This window comes from Dinoroseobacter sp. S375 (assembly GCF_049800775.1).
In the GTDB taxonomy this organism is placed as follows: Bacteria; Pseudomonadota; Alphaproteobacteria; order Rhodobacterales; family Rhodobacteraceae; genus Dinoroseobacter.
Window position 1 is genome coordinate 144,882 of the sequence record NZ_JBNAFR010000008.1, and the last position, 15,505, is coordinate 160,386.

At 66.9% G+C, this 15,505-nt stretch carries 15 protein-coding genes; 9 read left to right on the top strand and 6 right to left on the bottom strand.

Going from position 1 to position 15,505, the window contains the following annotated elements:
• Positions 1-18 precede the first annotated feature (18 nt).
• Complete coding sequence (gene dusA, locus ACP150_RS17015) at positions 19-1,032, top strand: tRNA dihydrouridine(20/20a) synthase DusA (RefSeq protein WP_424967873.1); 1,014 nt, start codon at positions 19-21, stop codon at positions 1,030-1,032.
• On the opposite strand, the gene ACP150_RS17020 is transcribed toward dusA, so the two are convergent.
• On the bottom strand, positions 1,029-1,865 hold the full coding sequence (locus ACP150_RS17020; protein ID WP_424967874.1) for a glycosyltransferase: 837 nt from the start codon (positions 1,863-1,865) through the stop codon (positions 1,029-1,031). The genes dusA and ACP150_RS17020 overlap by 4 nt on opposite strands.
• 55 nt (positions 1,866-1,920) lie before the next feature.
• Here ACP150_RS17020 and ACP150_RS17025 point away from each other — a divergent pair, with 55 nt between their 5' ends.
• Positions 1,921-2,727, top strand: a complete 807-nt coding sequence (locus tag ACP150_RS17025) for a hypothetical protein (protein WP_424967875.1) — start codon at positions 1,921-1,923, stop codon at positions 2,725-2,727.
• Positions 2,728-2,739: 12 nt separating this feature from the next.
• Here the strand turns inward: ACP150_RS17025 and ACP150_RS17030 are convergent, their stop codons facing one another.
• The 5 genes from ACP150_RS17030 to ruvX form a co-directional block, all read right to left on the bottom strand.
• Positions 2,740-3,939, bottom strand: coding sequence for a tetratricopeptide repeat protein (locus ACP150_RS17030; protein ID WP_424967876.1), 1,200 nt, complete (start codon positions 3,937-3,939; stop codon positions 2,740-2,742).
• Positions 3,940-4,678: 739 nt separating this feature from the next.
• Positions 4,679-5,521 (bottom strand): transferrin-binding protein-like solute binding protein, encoded by an 843-nt coding sequence (locus ACP150_RS17035; RefSeq protein WP_424967877.1) that lies wholly within the window; start codon positions 5,519-5,521, stop codon positions 4,679-4,681.
• A 287-nt stretch (positions 5,522-5,808) separates the two neighbouring features.
• Positions 5,809-6,474 (bottom strand): hypothetical protein, encoded by a 666-nt coding sequence (locus tag ACP150_RS17040; RefSeq protein WP_424967878.1) that lies wholly within the window; start codon positions 6,472-6,474, stop codon positions 5,809-5,811.
• Between the two features lie 436 nt (positions 6,475-6,910).
• Positions 6,911-7,147 carry a DUF1289 domain-containing protein gene (locus ACP150_RS17045; protein ID WP_424967879.1) on the bottom strand — a complete coding sequence of 79 codons (237 nt, stop codon included), beginning with the start codon at positions 7,145-7,147 and terminating at the stop codon, positions 6,911-6,913.
• Positions 7,140-7,625, bottom strand: coding sequence for a Holliday junction resolvase RuvX (gene ruvX / locus ACP150_RS17050; protein ID WP_424967917.1), 486 nt, complete (start codon positions 7,623-7,625; stop codon positions 7,140-7,142). Before ruvX ends, ACP150_RS17045 begins: the two co-directional genes overlap by 8 nt.
• 521 nt (positions 7,626-8,146) lie before the next feature.
• Between ruvX and ACP150_RS17055 the strand changes: the two genes are divergently transcribed.
• From ACP150_RS17055 to ACP150_RS17085, 7 genes are all read left to right on the top strand, one after another.
• Complete coding sequence (locus tag ACP150_RS17055; protein ID WP_424967880.1) at positions 8,147-9,394, top strand: sarcosine oxidase subunit beta family protein; 1,248 nt, start codon at positions 8,147-8,149, stop codon at positions 9,392-9,394.
• Positions 9,394-9,825 carry an HD domain-containing protein gene (locus ACP150_RS17060; protein WP_424967881.1) on the top strand — a complete coding sequence of 144 codons (432 nt, stop codon included), beginning with the start codon at positions 9,394-9,396 and terminating at the stop codon, positions 9,823-9,825. Before ACP150_RS17055 ends, ACP150_RS17060 begins: the two co-directional genes overlap by 1 nt.
• 292 nt (positions 9,826-10,117) lie before the next feature.
• Entirely contained in the window at positions 10,118-10,363 is a 246-nt protein-coding gene (locus tag ACP150_RS17065) for a hypothetical protein (protein ID WP_424967882.1), read from the top strand.
• 90 nt (positions 10,364-10,453) lie between these two features.
• Complete coding sequence (locus ACP150_RS17070; protein ID WP_424967883.1) at positions 10,454-10,882, top strand: hypothetical protein; 429 nt, start codon at positions 10,454-10,456, stop codon at positions 10,880-10,882.
• A 528-nt stretch (positions 10,883-11,410) separates the two neighbouring features.
• Complete coding sequence (locus tag ACP150_RS17075; protein ID WP_424967884.1) at positions 11,411-11,734, top strand: sarcosine oxidase subunit delta; 324 nt, start codon at positions 11,411-11,413, stop codon at positions 11,732-11,734.
• 70 nt (positions 11,735-11,804) lie between these two features.
• Entirely contained in the window at positions 11,805-14,828 is a 3,024-nt protein-coding gene (locus ACP150_RS17080) for a sarcosine oxidase subunit alpha family protein (RefSeq protein WP_424967885.1), read from the top strand.
• Complete coding sequence (locus ACP150_RS17085) at positions 14,821-15,363, top strand: sarcosine oxidase subunit gamma (protein ID WP_424967887.1); 543 nt, start codon at positions 14,821-14,823, stop codon at positions 15,361-15,363. Before ACP150_RS17080 ends, ACP150_RS17085 begins: the two co-directional genes overlap by 8 nt.
• Positions 15,364-15,505 lie beyond the last annotated feature (142 nt).

Consider the following 15,505-nt stretch of genomic DNA (forward strand, 5'->3'; position numbering starts at 1 on the left):
CTGCGCTAAACGGCAGCAATGGAAAGAAAATCGCAGAATATCGTACCTTGGCGTATGTCTTGCGCCCCCATGATGGACTGGACCGACCGCCACTGCCGGATGTTTCACCGGCAGTTCTCGCGCGAGGTGCTGCTCTATACCGAGATGGTGACCGCGCCTGCACTGGTGCGGGGGGATGCGACGCATCTGCTGGAGTATACCGCCGCCGAGCATCCTCTGGCCCTGCAGCTGGGCGGCTCGGATCCGGCCGAGCTGGCCGAGGCGGTGCGGATCGCATGCGGGTTCGGCTATGCGGAGATCAACCTCAATGTGGGCTGCCCGTCGGACCGTGTGCAGTCGGGCTGCTTTGGCGCAATCCTGATGGAGCGTCCGGCGCTGGTGGCCGAGTGTGTGGCGGCGATGATCGCGGCCAGCGACGGGCCCGAGATCACGGTGAAATGCCGGATCGGCGTGGATGATCAGGATCCCGAGACCGTGCTGCCGGACTTCCTGACGCGGATCTCGGCCGCGGGTGTGTCGCGGGTTACGATCCATGCGCGCAAGGCCTGGCTGCAGGGGCTCAGTCCCAAGGAGAACCGCGATATTCCGCCCCTGAACTACCCGCTCGTTCATGCCATGAAGGCGGCGTTTCCCGGGATGCACCTGTCGATCAATGGCGGGGTCACCGATCTGGATCAGGCCGAGGCGCATCTGGCCGATGGGCTGGACGGGGTGATGATCGGGCGGGCGGCCTATCACGAACCGGCGCGGATCCTCGGCGGGGCTGATCGTCGGATCTTTGGGCGCCCGGGCCCGGATGTCAGCGCCGAGGCGGCCGTCGCGGCCATGCGCCCCTATATCGCCGCCCATCTGGCGGCGGGGGGGAAGCTTGCGCAGGTCACCCGGCACATGCTCGGCGCGTTTGCCGGGCGTCCCGGGGCGCGGGGCTGGCGACGGATCCTGTCCGAGCAGGGGCATCGCAGCGGCGCAGGGCTCGAGGTGCTCGACGCGGCCCTTGCCCAGATCGCGGACCCGCATCGCAAGGCCGGCTAGTTGCGATAGAAACTGCCCTTGTGCCGGGTCCAATGGTCCTTGTGGGTCTGACCGAGCCCATCGCGCGAGATATAGGCCTTCAGCTCCGGCCCGGGCGTGGTGGCAATCCGCGCAAACCGCGCCCGAAGCTCTGTGTGATCATGGGCCTCGGTGGCCTCGGCCACGGCCTCCAGCGAAGACCGGATGTCCTTGTCGAAGTACCGGTGTCGCCCGAGGGCGGCCAGCGCGTCGAGATAGGCGGCCCGGCTGTCGAAATTCCGCAGCATGAGGACCATGCTCATCACCCCGCTGCCGGCGGCGAAGGCGATCTGTTCACACTGTCGCGCCGCGATATTGCGGCCGTTTATCTCGGCGCAGATCGTGAGGAAGGGGTCGTCCGGCGTGGCCATGTAGATGAAGCCGTTCAGCAGCATCTCGCAGCCCATCTCGAGCGCGGCATCGGTGAACGGATCGTTGAACGTCGCGCTCAGGGCAGTGATATCCGCGATCAACCCGGTTTGTCCCTTGGCTCGCACCGCGTCGAGCATCGGTCGCACTGGCGCGATCTGCGCCCAGTTGGCATCCATGTAAAGCCCGCCATGGACCCGGAGCAGATGCATCCGCAAAACATCCGAGGCCATGGCGAAGGTGGCGCAGCTCTCGAAATGTTGCCGTGTTTCCGGCCCGCTTTCCTGATCGAGAAAGGTGCGCGCCTCTGCCAGTGTATATGGGCGCGCGGCCAGTCCCGGATAGGCGTCCCAACTGGCGATGCAGCGCTGCACTTGCGGTGGGATATCGGTCTGATACCAAAACAGCGAGACGGGGATCGGCGCTTCTGGGGGCTCTGCGGACATGGGCCCGTGTTAGAGGCGGGAAGGGTCCCGCGCAACCGCGAAGGCAGGAGCGGGGATGGCAGACGAGGATAGGGATGGGGCGGTCTTGGCCGCCCGCGGGTGGCAGGTGTTTCCGCCGGAGCCGGCGGTCGCCGACTGGTTGGCGCATATCCGGCCCCGGGCTCTGTCCCTCGCCGCGGATCCGGCGCTGCGCGCGGCGTGGTTGCGCCATGGCGGGACCTGGTTTGCCGGGGTGAACCTTCTGCCCAATGACGGGGCGGGGCGGCTGGGTGACGGGCCGCCCCTTGCCGGGCGGGCGCTGGACGTCGCGCAGCGCCTCGCGGGGGCGCTGCCGCTCGATCGGGCCCAGATCTCGGTGACCTATCCGGGCTATCCCGGGCGCGACCCGGCAGAGAGCGAGGCCGCGCATGGGTTCCGCCTGCGCCGGGACGCGGCCCATCTGGACGGGCTCTTGCCCGTGGGGCCGGAGCGGCGGCGCTTCTCCGCGGAACCGGCGGCTTTCGTGCTCGGCTATCCCTTGACCGAGGCTGATCCCGGCGCCAGCCCGCTGGTGGTCTGGGAGGGGAGCCACCATGTGTTGCGCCCCGCGCTGCGGCGCGCCATGGCCACCCTGCCTCCGGCAGAGTGGCGGACCCGCGATGTGACTGAGGTCTACGCAGCGGCCCGCCGCGAGGTCTTTGCGCGCTGCAGGCGCGTGCCGGTGCACGCGCCGCCGGGCTCTGCGATCCTGCTGCACCGGCTGACCCTGCATGGTGTCGCCCCCTGGCAAGACGGGGCGCAGGCGGACCCGGCGGGCCGCGCCATCGCCTATTTCCGCCCGGATCTGCCCGGCGGGGCCGAAGCCTGGTTAGCGGATCCCTAGGGCGGCTTCGCGCTAGAAGCGTCGCTCCAGTCCCAGCAGAAACTCCGTCTCGGTATAGCTGAACGCGTCGATATCCGATGTCCCGCGCTCATAGCTGACCCGCGCGAACGGCGAAAACCCGTCACCGAAGAAGATATCGCTCTTCTGCACGGTCAACACGACCCCGATCGCCCGCTCGTCGCGATCCTGCAGGAAGCCCGGCGCCTGATTGTGGAAATTGCGGACCCGGGCATAGAGCGTCGGGCTCAGGGTGAGGCCGAAATCCGCGTCCAGACTGCCGAAGAGGCGGATCTGGCTGTCCGCGTAATCGCCGTTGTTGTTCCTGACGCGATTGTCCTCGTAGCGGATGGCGGCCCCGATGCTGGCGCGCCCGCCAAGCGCGCGGCGAAAACCGAGCTCGCTCGTCAGGACCATCCCGCTGAGATCGGCGGAGCGCGCGCTTTCGAGCTGCGCCAGCGAAGCCGAGCCGAAGACCGATCCGCCCAGTAGGCTGCGCCGCTCGAAGACGAGCCGCGCACCATAGCGATCCTCGACCTTCTCATGGGCAAAATAGCGGGTGCTCCCGAAGGCGCTAAGGGCAACCGATGTCTGCGCCCCAAGAAACCTCAGCCCGGCATCGACACCAAGGATCGTGTCATCGAACCGCGCCGCGGGTCCGTCCTTGAGGTCGAGATTGCCCCCAACGAAGGCCACGGTTTCGGTCCCGGGGATCAGCGTGCTGTCCAGCGCCTGCCGATAGGCCATCGATCCGGTGACCCGCAGGCCCAGATCGCTTTCGGTGTCGCGGTCGAGGGTCACCGGGATCACACCGAAACCCAGTGTCGCATCAACCACATCGGTGTCGAAATTCCGCGTCTCTCCGACCGTAGTCAAGGCGATGGAGAGATCCCAGTCAAAGCCCCGCCGCGCATCGATTGCGCGGATGAAGGACAGGACCCGAAACCGGACGATCTCGGGCAGGTCCCCGGAGAGCACCGTGAAGAATTCCTGTCTGGCGCGGCTCCACAACTCGGCGTCGTAATAGGCGCGCGCCAGTTCCAGCCGGACCCGCACGAGGCCCGGATCCGCCGCGAGCAGGGACAGAAAGATCGGGATCGCCTCGCTCGGACGCCCGGCATTGAGCGCCGCGAGACCGCGCAGAAACTGGGCCTCCATCGTGTGGGCCGTGGCTTGGGAGGGGCTGGTCTGCGGCGACTGGGCCGCCAGTTGCATCGGGGCGATTCCGCATAGCAGGAGGATTAGCATCGCGGCGGGCCCGGTTCCGCGCAGAGCGGCCCGCAGGCGCCGCCAGATCGAGACCCGCCATCCGCGGAGCCCAGCTTGCGTGGCCGGGGGAGGGGGCTGCCAACCCCTCACGGCTGCGCCACCGCGGGCTGACATCCCGCACCCGGAGGCTGATGCCCGTTTAGACGCCCACGCGGGTAGTCTGGTCCAAGCCGGTCCTGCCCGTGTCGGGATCCGTCTGCTGCGCCAGCCGAAGGCCAGGTTCGGGGGCGGAGCAAGGCCCATATCCCGCTCCGTGCGGCCCGGACAACTCTGGGTAAAGCAGCCTTCCCGGGCCGTGTCGCAGGGGCGGCGCTTGCCCCCGGTCGCGACAAGAGGGGCCGTGCCGGTTCTCTGTCCGCCCTGGTCCATTTGGTCATTTGGTCTGCTCACCTGCAGCGTTCAAAGGCCTGTCCATTTTTTGAAACCAATCGACTTCAGTTTTACCAGTTTGCAGGCGGGGGTGTTTCAACCGGCTTAATTGTCAATCTGGATGGATCCTTTTCGAGGTCATTTTTATGAGTAGGCAGCCATGCCACTCGGGAAGAGATCCCGACAGACGAAGAAACGCGTGTCTACAGGGCGCAAAAGACGCGCGATCACAAGGCTCCTCCCGGTCGCCGCAGCAGGGTGGCGACTTGCGCGCGCCAAAGGCAAACGCCGGTCACCGGGCGGCGGCGCGATCCGGTCAATTCGCGCCGAAGGCACCGATATGGCTGACGCCATTCGCGCCAGTCAGGCTGTAGGTTCCGCCGACTTCCTCGGCGTTCGGCCCATGAAAGCGGCCATCCGCCACGCCGAGGGTCGCCGGACCGGACACCACGGCGGTGAACCCCGATCCGGTGACGGGCCCGCCGCCACTGAAATCAAACTCCGGCAGGTCGTTCAGCGCTCCGGATCCGTCTTCGAAGCCGATCGTGCCCGTGCTGGAGAGGGAGGTCGTCTGGAAGTCCGTCCGGATCTCGATCCCTGAGGTCGTCAGGTACAAAAGACCATCGGCGTCAACGGCACGGCCCAGGGATTCGCCTGCGTAAGTCGCTGTTTGATTGCGAGGAATCCCGGCTGCCGGTGTCTGCGCGCCATAGGCACCGGCCCCGATCGTGCCGATGTTCAACTCGGGGCTAGACAGCCAAACGCCCAGGGTCTGATGCTCGAATGCCTGTCCGGTTTCGAGCACGAGAATGGCGTCCTCGAGCCGGGCATCGGAGTCAAAAAAGACCACCGCGCCACTGCGGGTGATGTCGCCGCCGTCCCGCACATCGATGGCGGCACTCGATTCGGGTGCTGTCAGGACAAGCCCGACCACCTCGCCGTTTTCGCGCCGCAACCGCAGGGTGCTGGCCTCGGTGCCCGAGATGTTGGACATCGCGAAATCCCCTGTGTTGGGGTTCAATCGGATGGTTGCGGTGGTTGCGATCCCTTGTGCCTCCACCGTGCCGGTCTCGGGCAGGTCGGAGATCGACGTGAAGGGCGTGGCAGGGCTCCCGCCACCGCCGCCGCCACCACCGCAGGCAGACAAAGAGACGCCCAAGGCGCAGAGTGCTGCAATTCGCGTTATTTCCTGAACCATTTCTCTATCTCTAACACCTTGTACCGCGGCCCCGACTCAGCTCATTGCCGCATTTGGCCAGTCCGCATTTACCCCACGCGTAGTTTAACGATCCGCTGCCGCAATTGATATTGCGGAGGTTTTGCGAATTGTCGCAGCACCGCCTTTTCCAAACGGCGAAGAAAAAATGCGGGCGCAAAACCCCGGGAAACAGAGATGTCACGACCCCATCCGGACTGCCGTCAAACATCTCGACGCGGTCTCGCCGATCAGGGCCCGTCGCCAAGCGCGCCGAATGCCCCGATTAAGGTCGACCCGGTCGGTCCGGTCAGCCGATAGGTGCCGCCAATCTCCTCTGCGTTCGGGCCGTGGAACGCGCTGGCCTGACCCGACAACACGTCGCCGGCCACATCCGCTGTAAACCCCGACCCCGACACGGTCCCGGTTCCGGAAAAGTCATACTGCGCCCTTGGCTCGGAGGGGATACTGGGCTCGCCTGTATAATCGCGGGTGCCGGAGCTTTCGAGGGTTACCGTCGAGAAATCGGTTTCCAGTCCAAGGTCTGACTCCAGCGAGAGCAAACTGCCATTGGCAAGAACCACGAAACTGAGGGTGCGATCGGCGTACCGTGCTGTTAAACCAGAGGGCAGCCTGGCTGCTCGCGTTTTGGCGCCAAAGGATCCGGCGCTGAAGGCACCCGCATCGTCGAATACACCAACACCCCAAACTCCGAATGCCTGGTGCTCAAAGGGCCGATCGGCTTCGATGACGAGCGCCAAGGCACCCTGCAGTTCATCTCCTTCGAGGGCACGGAATGCTTGGATGATGTCGGGTCGAGGCTGCACAAACTCGGATGGGTCAAACGGAATGAAGACGGCATTCCCATCGATCACGGCCAATCCCAGTTCAACGATCTCTCCGTCCTCGGTGGTCACGGTCAGCTTGCTTGGCTGTGTGCCCGAAACTTCAGTGATCTCGAATGAAAAGTCATCGCCATCGGCTGTAAGGAACCGCGCGGTAACCTCCTGTCCGTCGATCTCGACGCTGCCATTCTCCGGAAGGTCCTCGAAGGAGGTGAAGCCTGATCCCCAGCTGCTACTGTAGGCGGCGAGTGAGCTGAGGAAACAGCACAGGGCTGCGCTGCGGAGGAAGCTGGATGGCCTCGGGCGTCCTTTCGGGCGTGAGGCGTTGCAGGGGCGCGACGAAGGCGCGAGTCGTCCCCCAAGCCTAGCACGGCGCCTCCGCCAAGATGTTGAGATCGATCAGATTTCGCGATCTGTCGCAGGGACGGGCACTCTGGCGCGGTGACGCAGGCACAATCCCGGGCCCTGGCCCGGATTGTCCGGGCGCGCGCGCTCACATGGGCGGGGGCTAGAGCTTTGGTGCCAGACGGGCCGCGCGTCCGCCGCGGCGCTTGGCGAGCTGGGGGCGGCGGTCTTCGAGCGTGTCCATGATGGCGCGCCGTTCCGCACGGCTCATCCGTGACCAGCCCCCGATCTCGTCGATCGTGCGCAGACAGCCCGTGCACAGGCGGCTCTCGGGATGAATGACGCAGATCTTCACACAGGGGCTTTCGATCTCGGCGCGTTTCCAGACCTCGTCACTCATGGGCGTCCTCATTGGTCATGTGCCCGAACCGGTCGAGCACCCCTTGCAAGATAAAGCTCGCGGCCACGTGGTCGATCACATCCGCGCGCTTGGCCCGCGAGGTGTCCGCCTCCAGCAGGGCGCGCTCGGCGGCCACGGTGGACAGCCGCTCGTCCCAGAACCCGATGGGCAGGGCGCAGCGCGCCGCGAAATTGCGGGCGAAGGCGCGGGTGGACTGGGCGCGCGGGCCCTCGGTGCCATCCATGTTGCGCGGCAGGCCGAGCACGAGGCCGCCCACCTCGCGGTCGGCGATGATGGCCTCAAGCTTGTCCGCATCGAGCCCGAATTTCTTGCGCTTGATCGTCTCGACCGGGGTCGCCACGGACCACAGCCGGTCCGACAGCGCCACGCCAATCGTGACCGTCCCGAGATCGAGCCCCAGAAGGGGCCGCCCCTTGGGCAGCACGGCCCGAAACGCCGCCAAATCATCGAAGATCAGATCGCTCATACCGCCCCTTATCCCGAGGGCCCGCCAAACGAAAGCCCTGAACCCCGGTCGGGGCCAATGGACGGTACATCCCGACCGTCCGAAGCCCGGTAAACGCGACAGAGCAATCAAGGGCGTTGCCCGGTCGTGACGCTGAACCGCGATGGAACACTGGGGACGCTCCTGCGCCGAGCTCTGCGCTGACGCCCCCGCGAGACGTCCCAGTTTCAGCACCCTCACAGGTCCCGGCGCGGTGGTCCCCGCAGAGCGGATAAAATCGTCGGCCAGCGCCATCTCCGCCAAGGACAAAGAGAAAAGCGCTTCCACATCGGCGCCCCCGCTCCGTCATCCGGCGCGCTAGCGAGCCGGATTGCCGCCAACCGGTCGGTCCCGCGACCCCCGCCCGACCCCCCGCAGCGCGACCCCAATCCCGACCGGACCCGCAGCGATGTCGCAAACCGACGCAATACGGCGGATTTGGTTTTGGCAAACCGGGCAACACTTGCCACTAATGGCACGACCAAGGAGCCCGCATGAAACGCTATTCCGCCTTTGCCATCGCCCGCGAAGCCGCCCGGTATCACCAGGGGTGGGAGCGCGCCTGGGCCTCTCCCGAGCCGCGCGCGCGCTATGACGCGGTGATCGTCGGGGCAGGGGGGCACGGGCTGGCCACCGCCTACCATCTGGGCAAAAACCACGGCATCACCAATGTCGCCGTGATCGAGAAGGGCTGGCTCGGGGGCGGGAACACGGGCCGGAACACCACCATCATCCGCTCGAACTACCTGCAGGACCCCTCGGCCGCGATCTACGAAAAGGCCCGCAGCCTCTACGAGACCCTCTCCCAGGACCTCAACTACAACGTCATGTTCTCCCCCCGCGGCGTGCTCATGCTCGCCCAGACCCATCACGAGGTCCGCGGCTACCTGCGCACCGCCCAGGCCAACGAACTGCAAGGGGTCGCCACCGAGTTCGTCGGCCCCGAGCGGGTGAAAAAGCTCTGCCCGATCATCGACATCACCGGCCCGCGCTACCCGGTGCTGGGGGCCCTCTGGCAGCCCCGGGGCGGCACGGCGCGCCATGACGCGGTGGCCTGGGGCTATGCCCGGGCCTGCTCGGATATGGGCATGCATATCCTGCAACAGACCGAGGTCACCGCCATCCGCTCCGAGGGCGGGCGGGTCACCGGGGTCGAAACCTCGCGCGGCGAGATCGGCTGTTCCAAGCTCGGCATCGTCGTGGCGGGCCATTCCGGCGTGCTGGCCGAGATGGGCGGCTTCCGCCTGCCGGTGGAATCCGTCGCCCTGCAGGCGCTCGTCTCCGAGCCGATCAAACCCTGCATGGATGTGGTCGTCATGGCCAACACCGTCCACGGCTATATGAGCCAGTCCGACAAGGGCGAGATGGTGATCGGCGGCGGCGCGGACGGGTATAACAACTACACCCAGCGCGGCTCCTTCCAGCATATCGAGGAAACCGTCCGCGCCCTGATCGAAACCTTCCCCATGCTCTCGCGGCTGAAAATGCTGCGCCAATGGGGCGGGATCGTGGACATGACCGGCGACCGCTCCCCGATCATCTCGAAAACGCCGCTCGGCGGGTGCTTCATCAATTGCGGCTGGGGCACTGGCGGGTTCAAGGCGATCCCCGGCTCCGGCTGGGCCACCGCCGAGATGATCGCGCACGGAGAGCCCGGACCCCTCGCCGCCGAGTTCGGCCTCAACCGCTTCGCCGAGGGCCGCTTCATCGACGAGAGCGTCGCAGCAGGGGTGGCACATTGATGAGCGATCTTCTCGGCAACGCCTTCGCAACCGCCTTTCGCGCCCATGAGGGCCATGTGGACAAATCCGGCGAGGTCTACGCCACCCATCTGGTGCGGGTCGCGGCGATGGTTGAGGGTGACGCGGCCCGCGCCGTGGCGCTCCTCCATGATACGGTGGAGGATACGGACCTGACCGAGGCAGACATCCGGTCCGACTTCCCGCCCGAGATTGCCGACGCCGTCATGGCCCTGACAAAGCGCGCCAATGAACCGCTCGAGGATTACATCGCCCGGGTCGCCAGGAACCCCTTGGCGCGTCGGGTGAAGATCGCGGATATCACCGACAACTCCGCGCCATCCCGGATGGAAAAGCTCCCGCCCGACATGCAGGCACGCCTCAAGATCAAGTATGGCAAGGCGCTGGCGCTGCTGGGCGCGGAGGCATCGTGATCGCGACCCGGCCTCTGATCCCGCGCCCTTTGCGGCGGGCGCAGGCTGACCAGCCAGCGTCGCGTGGTGGCCTGTCTGGCAGGGCCCGGCGCGCTGCGGGCCATGCATCGCGCCACCGACTTGCGCGAAACATCCCGGCGGTGCCCGCAAATGTCGCGCCATTGGCGAAGCATGGCCGATCCCTATCCGCCCATTCCGCGAGCATTGGCTCAAACCGGGCGGCCTTTGCCACCTCGGTTGTCTGGGCGCGCCGGGTCCCCCAGATCTGTCCCCTCATAGTGGAGGACAGTTCATGTCAGACTACGAAAACCGAACCACATCTGCACGTCACGCGGTCGGGCGCGCGCCCGGCGGCGGCAGCAAGGCCATATTCTGGGTGCTGGGCATCGTCTTGCTGCTCATCTTCAGCATCCTCTTCTTCGCAGGCAGCGAGCCGGGCCCGGCCATCGGACCCGATGGCACGCCTGCGCCCGCCGCTGTGCCGGATGCCCCGATTGCGCCCGACATGCCGGGACAATCGCCCGTCGCACCGCAGTAACCGACCGTCACACGCACCATCACAGGCGGCGCATTCCTTCGGGGATGCGCCGCTCGCCGCCAGACCCCGCCAGCACGCAGGGGGGCGGCCATGATCGCCCATCTGCGCACGCGCCTGCCACGCGCCGTCGCCGTGATCGGCCTCGCGCTCTATATCCTTGGCACTACGATCAGCCTCGCCTCCGGGCACCCCGAGATCTTCCAGCGCTTCGGCGCGCTCGGCGTTGCCGCCGCCATCCTCTTTTTCACCGACCGCCTGACCCAGATTGAGCTGACCCGCCAGCGCGCGGTCGAGGCCATGCTCCATGAATACGGATTGCGCTTCGAGGCCATCGCCTCGGGCACCCGTCCCGAAGACCTGCCGAATGAGGGCTACACGCTCGATTTTCTCGATGAGGAATCCGCCTTCACCCGGCTGCGCCGCAAGGCCGAAGCGATCAACTCCGGCAACACCGCGCTCCTGTCCGTGGCGACCCTGCAATGGGGTTTTGGCGATCTGGCGATCGAGGCGATGTCATGAGCCTTCGGGAGGGGGCCCATATCATGCTGGCCAGGGCAGGGCGCGACGACGCGGTCGCGCTTTCCCGCGATCGGCTGGACCTGCAGCGAGATCGTCTCTGGCCGGGCGGGACCTGTTTCAGCGCAGGCACGCGCTGGCTCCGCCGCTCCCGCGATTCTGCGGCCGTCCCATGCCGCGACGCGCCCCATTTCGCTTTCGGCAGTGCCGCCGAGGAGTTCGACGCTATGGCATCCCGCATCCGCGCCTCCGGCGCGCGCATCTGGCAGGACAGCCGCGCCGAGAGGGCAGCGCCCTGTGTCTGCGACCCGAACGGGCCCAGGCCGGCGCGCCATCCGGGCCGCCTTGCCGCCTGCCTCGCCCTGCCGCCTTCCGCCCGAAAGGACGCGCCATGCCCCGCCTGAGCCCGCCGCCGACCGTGAACAGACCCTTACCCCAGCGCGCGCCGGTGCCCGACACTTGCCCGACACTTGTCCGACAGGGGGCCGACACTGTGCCGACGCCCTGTCCGACCCGTTTTCCGGAGGTTCCATGCTCCTTCTGACCTGCCCCAATTGCGGCCTGACTGTCGAGGAAACCGAGCTTTCCCCGGGCGGGCAGGCGCATATCTCCCGCGCCGGACCCGAGGCTGATGACGCCGCGGTGGAGGCCTATCTCTTTCACCGCAAGAACCCCAAGGGCGTGCATTTCGAACGCTGGCGTCACGCCTATGGCTGCGGCAAGTGGTTCCACGCGGCCCGCTGCACCGTGACCCTCGAGGTGTTCGGCACCTATTCCGCGCAAGTCTTTGAACCACCACAGGAAATCCTCGACGCCATCCGCGCCCGCCGCCCCGACTGGAGCCCGAATTCGTGACCACTCCCCGTCTTCATTGTTCCAAAAATACTCAAAACCCGCCCCTCCCAACCGGCGCAGGATCCGCATCATGAGCACCCGTCTCGCCAAGGGCGGTCGCCTGATCGACCGCAGCACCCCGCTGGAATTTTCCTTCAACGGCAAGCGCCTGCGCGGCTATGCCGGTGACACGCTGGCCTCCGCCCTGCTCGGGGCCGGCCAGATGCTCATGGGGCGCTCGTTCAAATACCACCGCCCCCGCGGCGTCGTCGCCTCCGGAGCTGAAGAGCCCAACGCCCTGATGACATTGGGAAAAAGCGCTTCGCTTGAGCCCAATCAGCGCGCAACCACGACCGAGCTTTTCGCCGGGCTGGAGGCCCGCAGCCAGAACCATTGGCCCAGCCTTGAATTCGATGTGGGCGCGATCAACAGCAAGCTGTCGCGCTACCTGCCCGCCGGGTTCTACTACAAGACCTTCATCCACCCCCGGCCCCTCTGGAAACATCTCTTCGAACCGGTGATCCGCAAGTCCGCAGGCCTCGGTCCCGCCCCGACAGAGCGCGACGCGGATCGCTATGAACATCTCTACTGGCACACGGATATCCTGATCATCGGCGGCGGGGTCGCGGGGCTGCAGGCCGCGCTCAACGCCGCTGCTACCGGGGCGCAGGTGACGCTGATCGAACAGAATGCCCATTGGGGCGGGCGCGCGCCCGTGGATGGCGGAACGCTGGCGGGCGAGACGCCCGAGGCCTGGGTCGCCAAGGCGCTGGAGACCCTGCGTCAGGCCCCGAATGTCACCCTGCGCAATCGCTGCATGGGGGCCGGGGTCTACGATCACGGCTACGTGCTGGCCTATGAGCGGATCACCGATCACGCCCCGGATCCGGAGGCCCCGCGCCACCGGCTCTGGCGGATCCGGGCCCGGCAGATCATCACCGCAACCGGTGCGATCGAGCGGCCCTTGTCCTTTGCAGGCAATGACTTGCCCGGTGTCATGCTGGCCTCGGCTGTGCGCGACTACGCCGTCAATCAGGGGGTGAGCCCCGGGGACCGCACGGTGATCGTCACCAATAATGACGACGCGTACCGCACGGCGCTGACCCTGCTCGATGCCGGGCTCTCGGTGCCGGCTGTGCTCGACGCGCGCGAGACCGCGACGGGCCCCTTGCCGGAGGCCGTGCGCGCCCGCGGGGTTGCGATCCATTGCGGCACCGGGATCGCCGCGACGCTAGGAAAGGCCCGGGTCACCGGGGTGACGACCTGCTTGCAGGCGGGCGAGGGCGCAGCGCTCGACACCATCCCCTGCGACTGCGTGGCCATGTCCGGTGGCTGGTCGCCGGTGGTGCATCTCTGGTCCCATTGCGGCGGCAAGCTCACCTGGGACACGGAGCGGCTCTGCTTCAAGCCCGACCCGGCCAAGGCGCCCACGGGCGCCGATGGTCTGCCTTTCGTGCTCCCTGCAGGGGCGGCGTCGGGCATCAGCCATCTGGCCGCAGTCCTGACCGACGCCACCGAGGCCGGCGCTCTGGCCGCCCGGCGCGTCGGCGCGGAGGACATGTCCTCCGCGCGCCCGCACCCGGTGCCCGAGGTCAGCGCCCCCAAGGAACAGGCCATCGCCCCGGTCTGGCTCATGCCCCAGGGGGCGAGCATCGAGAAACGCGGCAAGATGTGGCTCGACTACCAGAACGATGTGAAGGTCTCGGATGTGCAACTCGCCGCCCGCGAAGGTTTCGAAAGCGTTGAACATACCAAACGCTACACCACGCTCGGCATGGCCACGGATCAGGGCAAGCTCAGCAATATCAACGGCCTCGCCGTGCTCGCCGGGGCGCTCGATGCCGAGATCCCGCAAGTCGGCACCACGACCTTCCGCCCGCCCTATACCCCGCTCTCCATGGGGGCGATCGCGGGCGAGGCGCGGGCCGAGCTGTTCCAGCCCCTGCGCCGCACACCCATGCATGCCTGGCACGATGCCAACGGCGCGGAGTGGGAGCCTGTGGGCCAGTGGCGGCGGCCCTATTGCTATCTCCAGCCCAGTGAAACCACGCAAGACGCCGTCGCCCGTGAGGTGTTGGCCACGCGCAACGGGGTCGGGCTGCTCGACGCCTCGACGCTGGGCAAGCTGCTGGTGCGCGGGCCCGATGCCGGGGTCTTTCTCGACCGGCTATACACCAATATGATGAGCAGCCTGAAACCCGGGCGCTGCCGCTACGGGCTGATGTGCAACGATAACGGCTTCCTGATGGATGACGGCGTCGTGGCCCGGTTAGACGACCAGAGCTTCCTCTGCCACACCACCACGGGCGGGGCCGATCATATCCACCAGCACATGGAGGAATGGCTGCAGACCGAGTGGTGGGGCCTCAGGGTCCATGTGGTCAATCTGACCGAGCAATTCGCCCAGATCGCCGTTGTCGGCCCGCAAGCACGGCAAGTCCTGACGGCGCTCGGCGGCATGGATGTCTCGGCCGAGACGCTGCCCTTCATGAGTTGGGCCGATGGCACCCTGGCCGGGCATCCGGTGCGGGTCTACCGGATCAGCTTCTCGGGGGAGCTCAGCTACGAAATTGCCGTGCCCGCCGATCAGGGCCGGACGCTCTGGGACAAGATCCTCGACATCGGCGCGCCCATGGGCATGACACCCTACGGGACCGAGGCGCTGCATGTGCTGCGCGCCGAGAAGGGCTTCATCATCATCGGGGACGAGACCGATGGCACCGTGATCCCGCAGGATCTGGGCCTCGACTGGGCGATCTCGAAAAAGAAGGACGACTTCCTCGGCAAGCGCGCCCAGAGCCGCAGTCACATGGCCGATCCGAACCGGTGGAAGCTCGTGGGGCTCGAGACGCTCGATGCCTCGGTGCTGCCGGACGGGGCCTATGTGTTGGGCGAGGGGGACAACGCCAATGGCCAGCGGGTGACGATCGGGCGGATCACCTCGACCTATCGCTCGCCCACCCTGAAACGGGGCATCGCCATGGGGCTGGTCCTGCACGGGCCGGACCGGATGGGCGAGATTGTCGAGGTCGGGCTGCTTGGGCAGCGGCAGGTCAAGGCACGGATCGTCGATCCGGTCTTTTATGACAAGGCGGGGGAGAAGCAGAATGTCTGAGCCATACGCACCGCAGATCGCCGAGGTCACCGGGCTGGGGATGATCACCATCCGCGCGGATCTGGGCGCGGCGGAGACCACCGCCGTCTTCGAGCATGCTCTTGGGCTCGCCGCCCCGGCACCGCGCCAGATCACTCAGGCCGCCGAGCTTGCCCTTGCCTGGATGTCGCCGGATGAGGCGATGCTCTTTTGTCCGCGCGCCGAGGTTGGGGCGCGGGTCACGGCGCTGACGGAGGGCTTCGGGGATGCCTTTGCCACCTGTGTCGATGTCTCGGATGCGCGCCGGGTCTACGAGGTCTCGGGGCCCGGGGCGCGCGAATGCCTGGCCAAGCTCACCCCGGCCCCCATGGCGCCCGAGCGGTTCGGGATGGGCGAGATGCGCCGCACACGGCTCGCCCAGGTGGCCACGGCCCTCTGGATGCCGGCACCGGACCGGGTGCGGCTGATCTGCTTTCGCTCGGTTGCGCAATATGTCGAGGATCTGCTGGCGGTCTCGGCCGCACCGGGAGGAGCGCTGCGGCTCTTTGCGGAGTAACCGCGCGAGGCAGCCCGGACAGGGACAGAGACGGGACGGGGCGGGGGGCGTAAATCCCCCCTCGATCCGCTTCGAGCCCTTGACCTTGCGGAGCGAAGGCCTCTTATACCTCCTACACTGACCCAACGTGCGAGAGGGGCCG

Bases quoted from the DNA above. Each gene is read 5' to 3' on its own strand.
- dusA (WP_424967873.1), top strand. From the start codon at position 19: ATGGAAAGAAAATCGCAGAATATCGTACCTTGGCGTATGTCTTGCGCC.
- ACP150_RS17020 (WP_424967874.1), bottom strand. From the start codon at position 1,865: ATGTCCGCAGAGCCCCCAGAAGCGCCGATCCCCGTCTCGCTGTTTTGG.
- ACP150_RS17025 (WP_424967875.1), top strand. From the start codon at position 1,921: ATGGCAGACGAGGATAGGGATGGGGCGGTCTTGGCCGCCCGCGGGTGG.
- ACP150_RS17030 (WP_424967876.1), bottom strand. From the start codon at position 3,939: ATGCAACTGGCGGCCCAGTCGCCGCAGACCAGCCCCTCCCAAGCCACG.
- ACP150_RS17045 (WP_424967879.1), bottom strand. From the start codon at position 7,147: ATGAGTGACGAGGTCTGGAAACGCGCCGAGATCGAAAGCCCCTGTGTG.
- ACP150_RS17055 (WP_424967880.1), top strand. From the start codon at position 8,147: ATGAAACGCTATTCCGCCTTTGCCATCGCCCGCGAAGCCGCCCGGTAT.
- ACP150_RS17060 (WP_424967881.1), top strand. From the start codon at position 9,394: ATGAGCGATCTTCTCGGCAACGCCTTCGCAACCGCCTTTCGCGCCCAT.
- ACP150_RS17065 (WP_424967882.1), top strand. From the start codon at position 10,118: ATGTCAGACTACGAAAACCGAACCACATCTGCACGTCACGCGGTCGGG.
- ACP150_RS17070 (WP_424967883.1), top strand. From the start codon at position 10,454: ATGATCGCCCATCTGCGCACGCGCCTGCCACGCGCCGTCGCCGTGATC.
- ACP150_RS17075 (WP_424967884.1), top strand. From the start codon at position 11,411: ATGCTCCTTCTGACCTGCCCCAATTGCGGCCTGACTGTCGAGGAAACC.
- ACP150_RS17080 (WP_424967885.1), top strand. From the start codon at position 11,805: ATGAGCACCCGTCTCGCCAAGGGCGGTCGCCTGATCGACCGCAGCACC.
- ACP150_RS17085 (WP_424967887.1), top strand. From the start codon at position 14,821: ATGTCTGAGCCATACGCACCGCAGATCGCCGAGGTCACCGGGCTGGGG.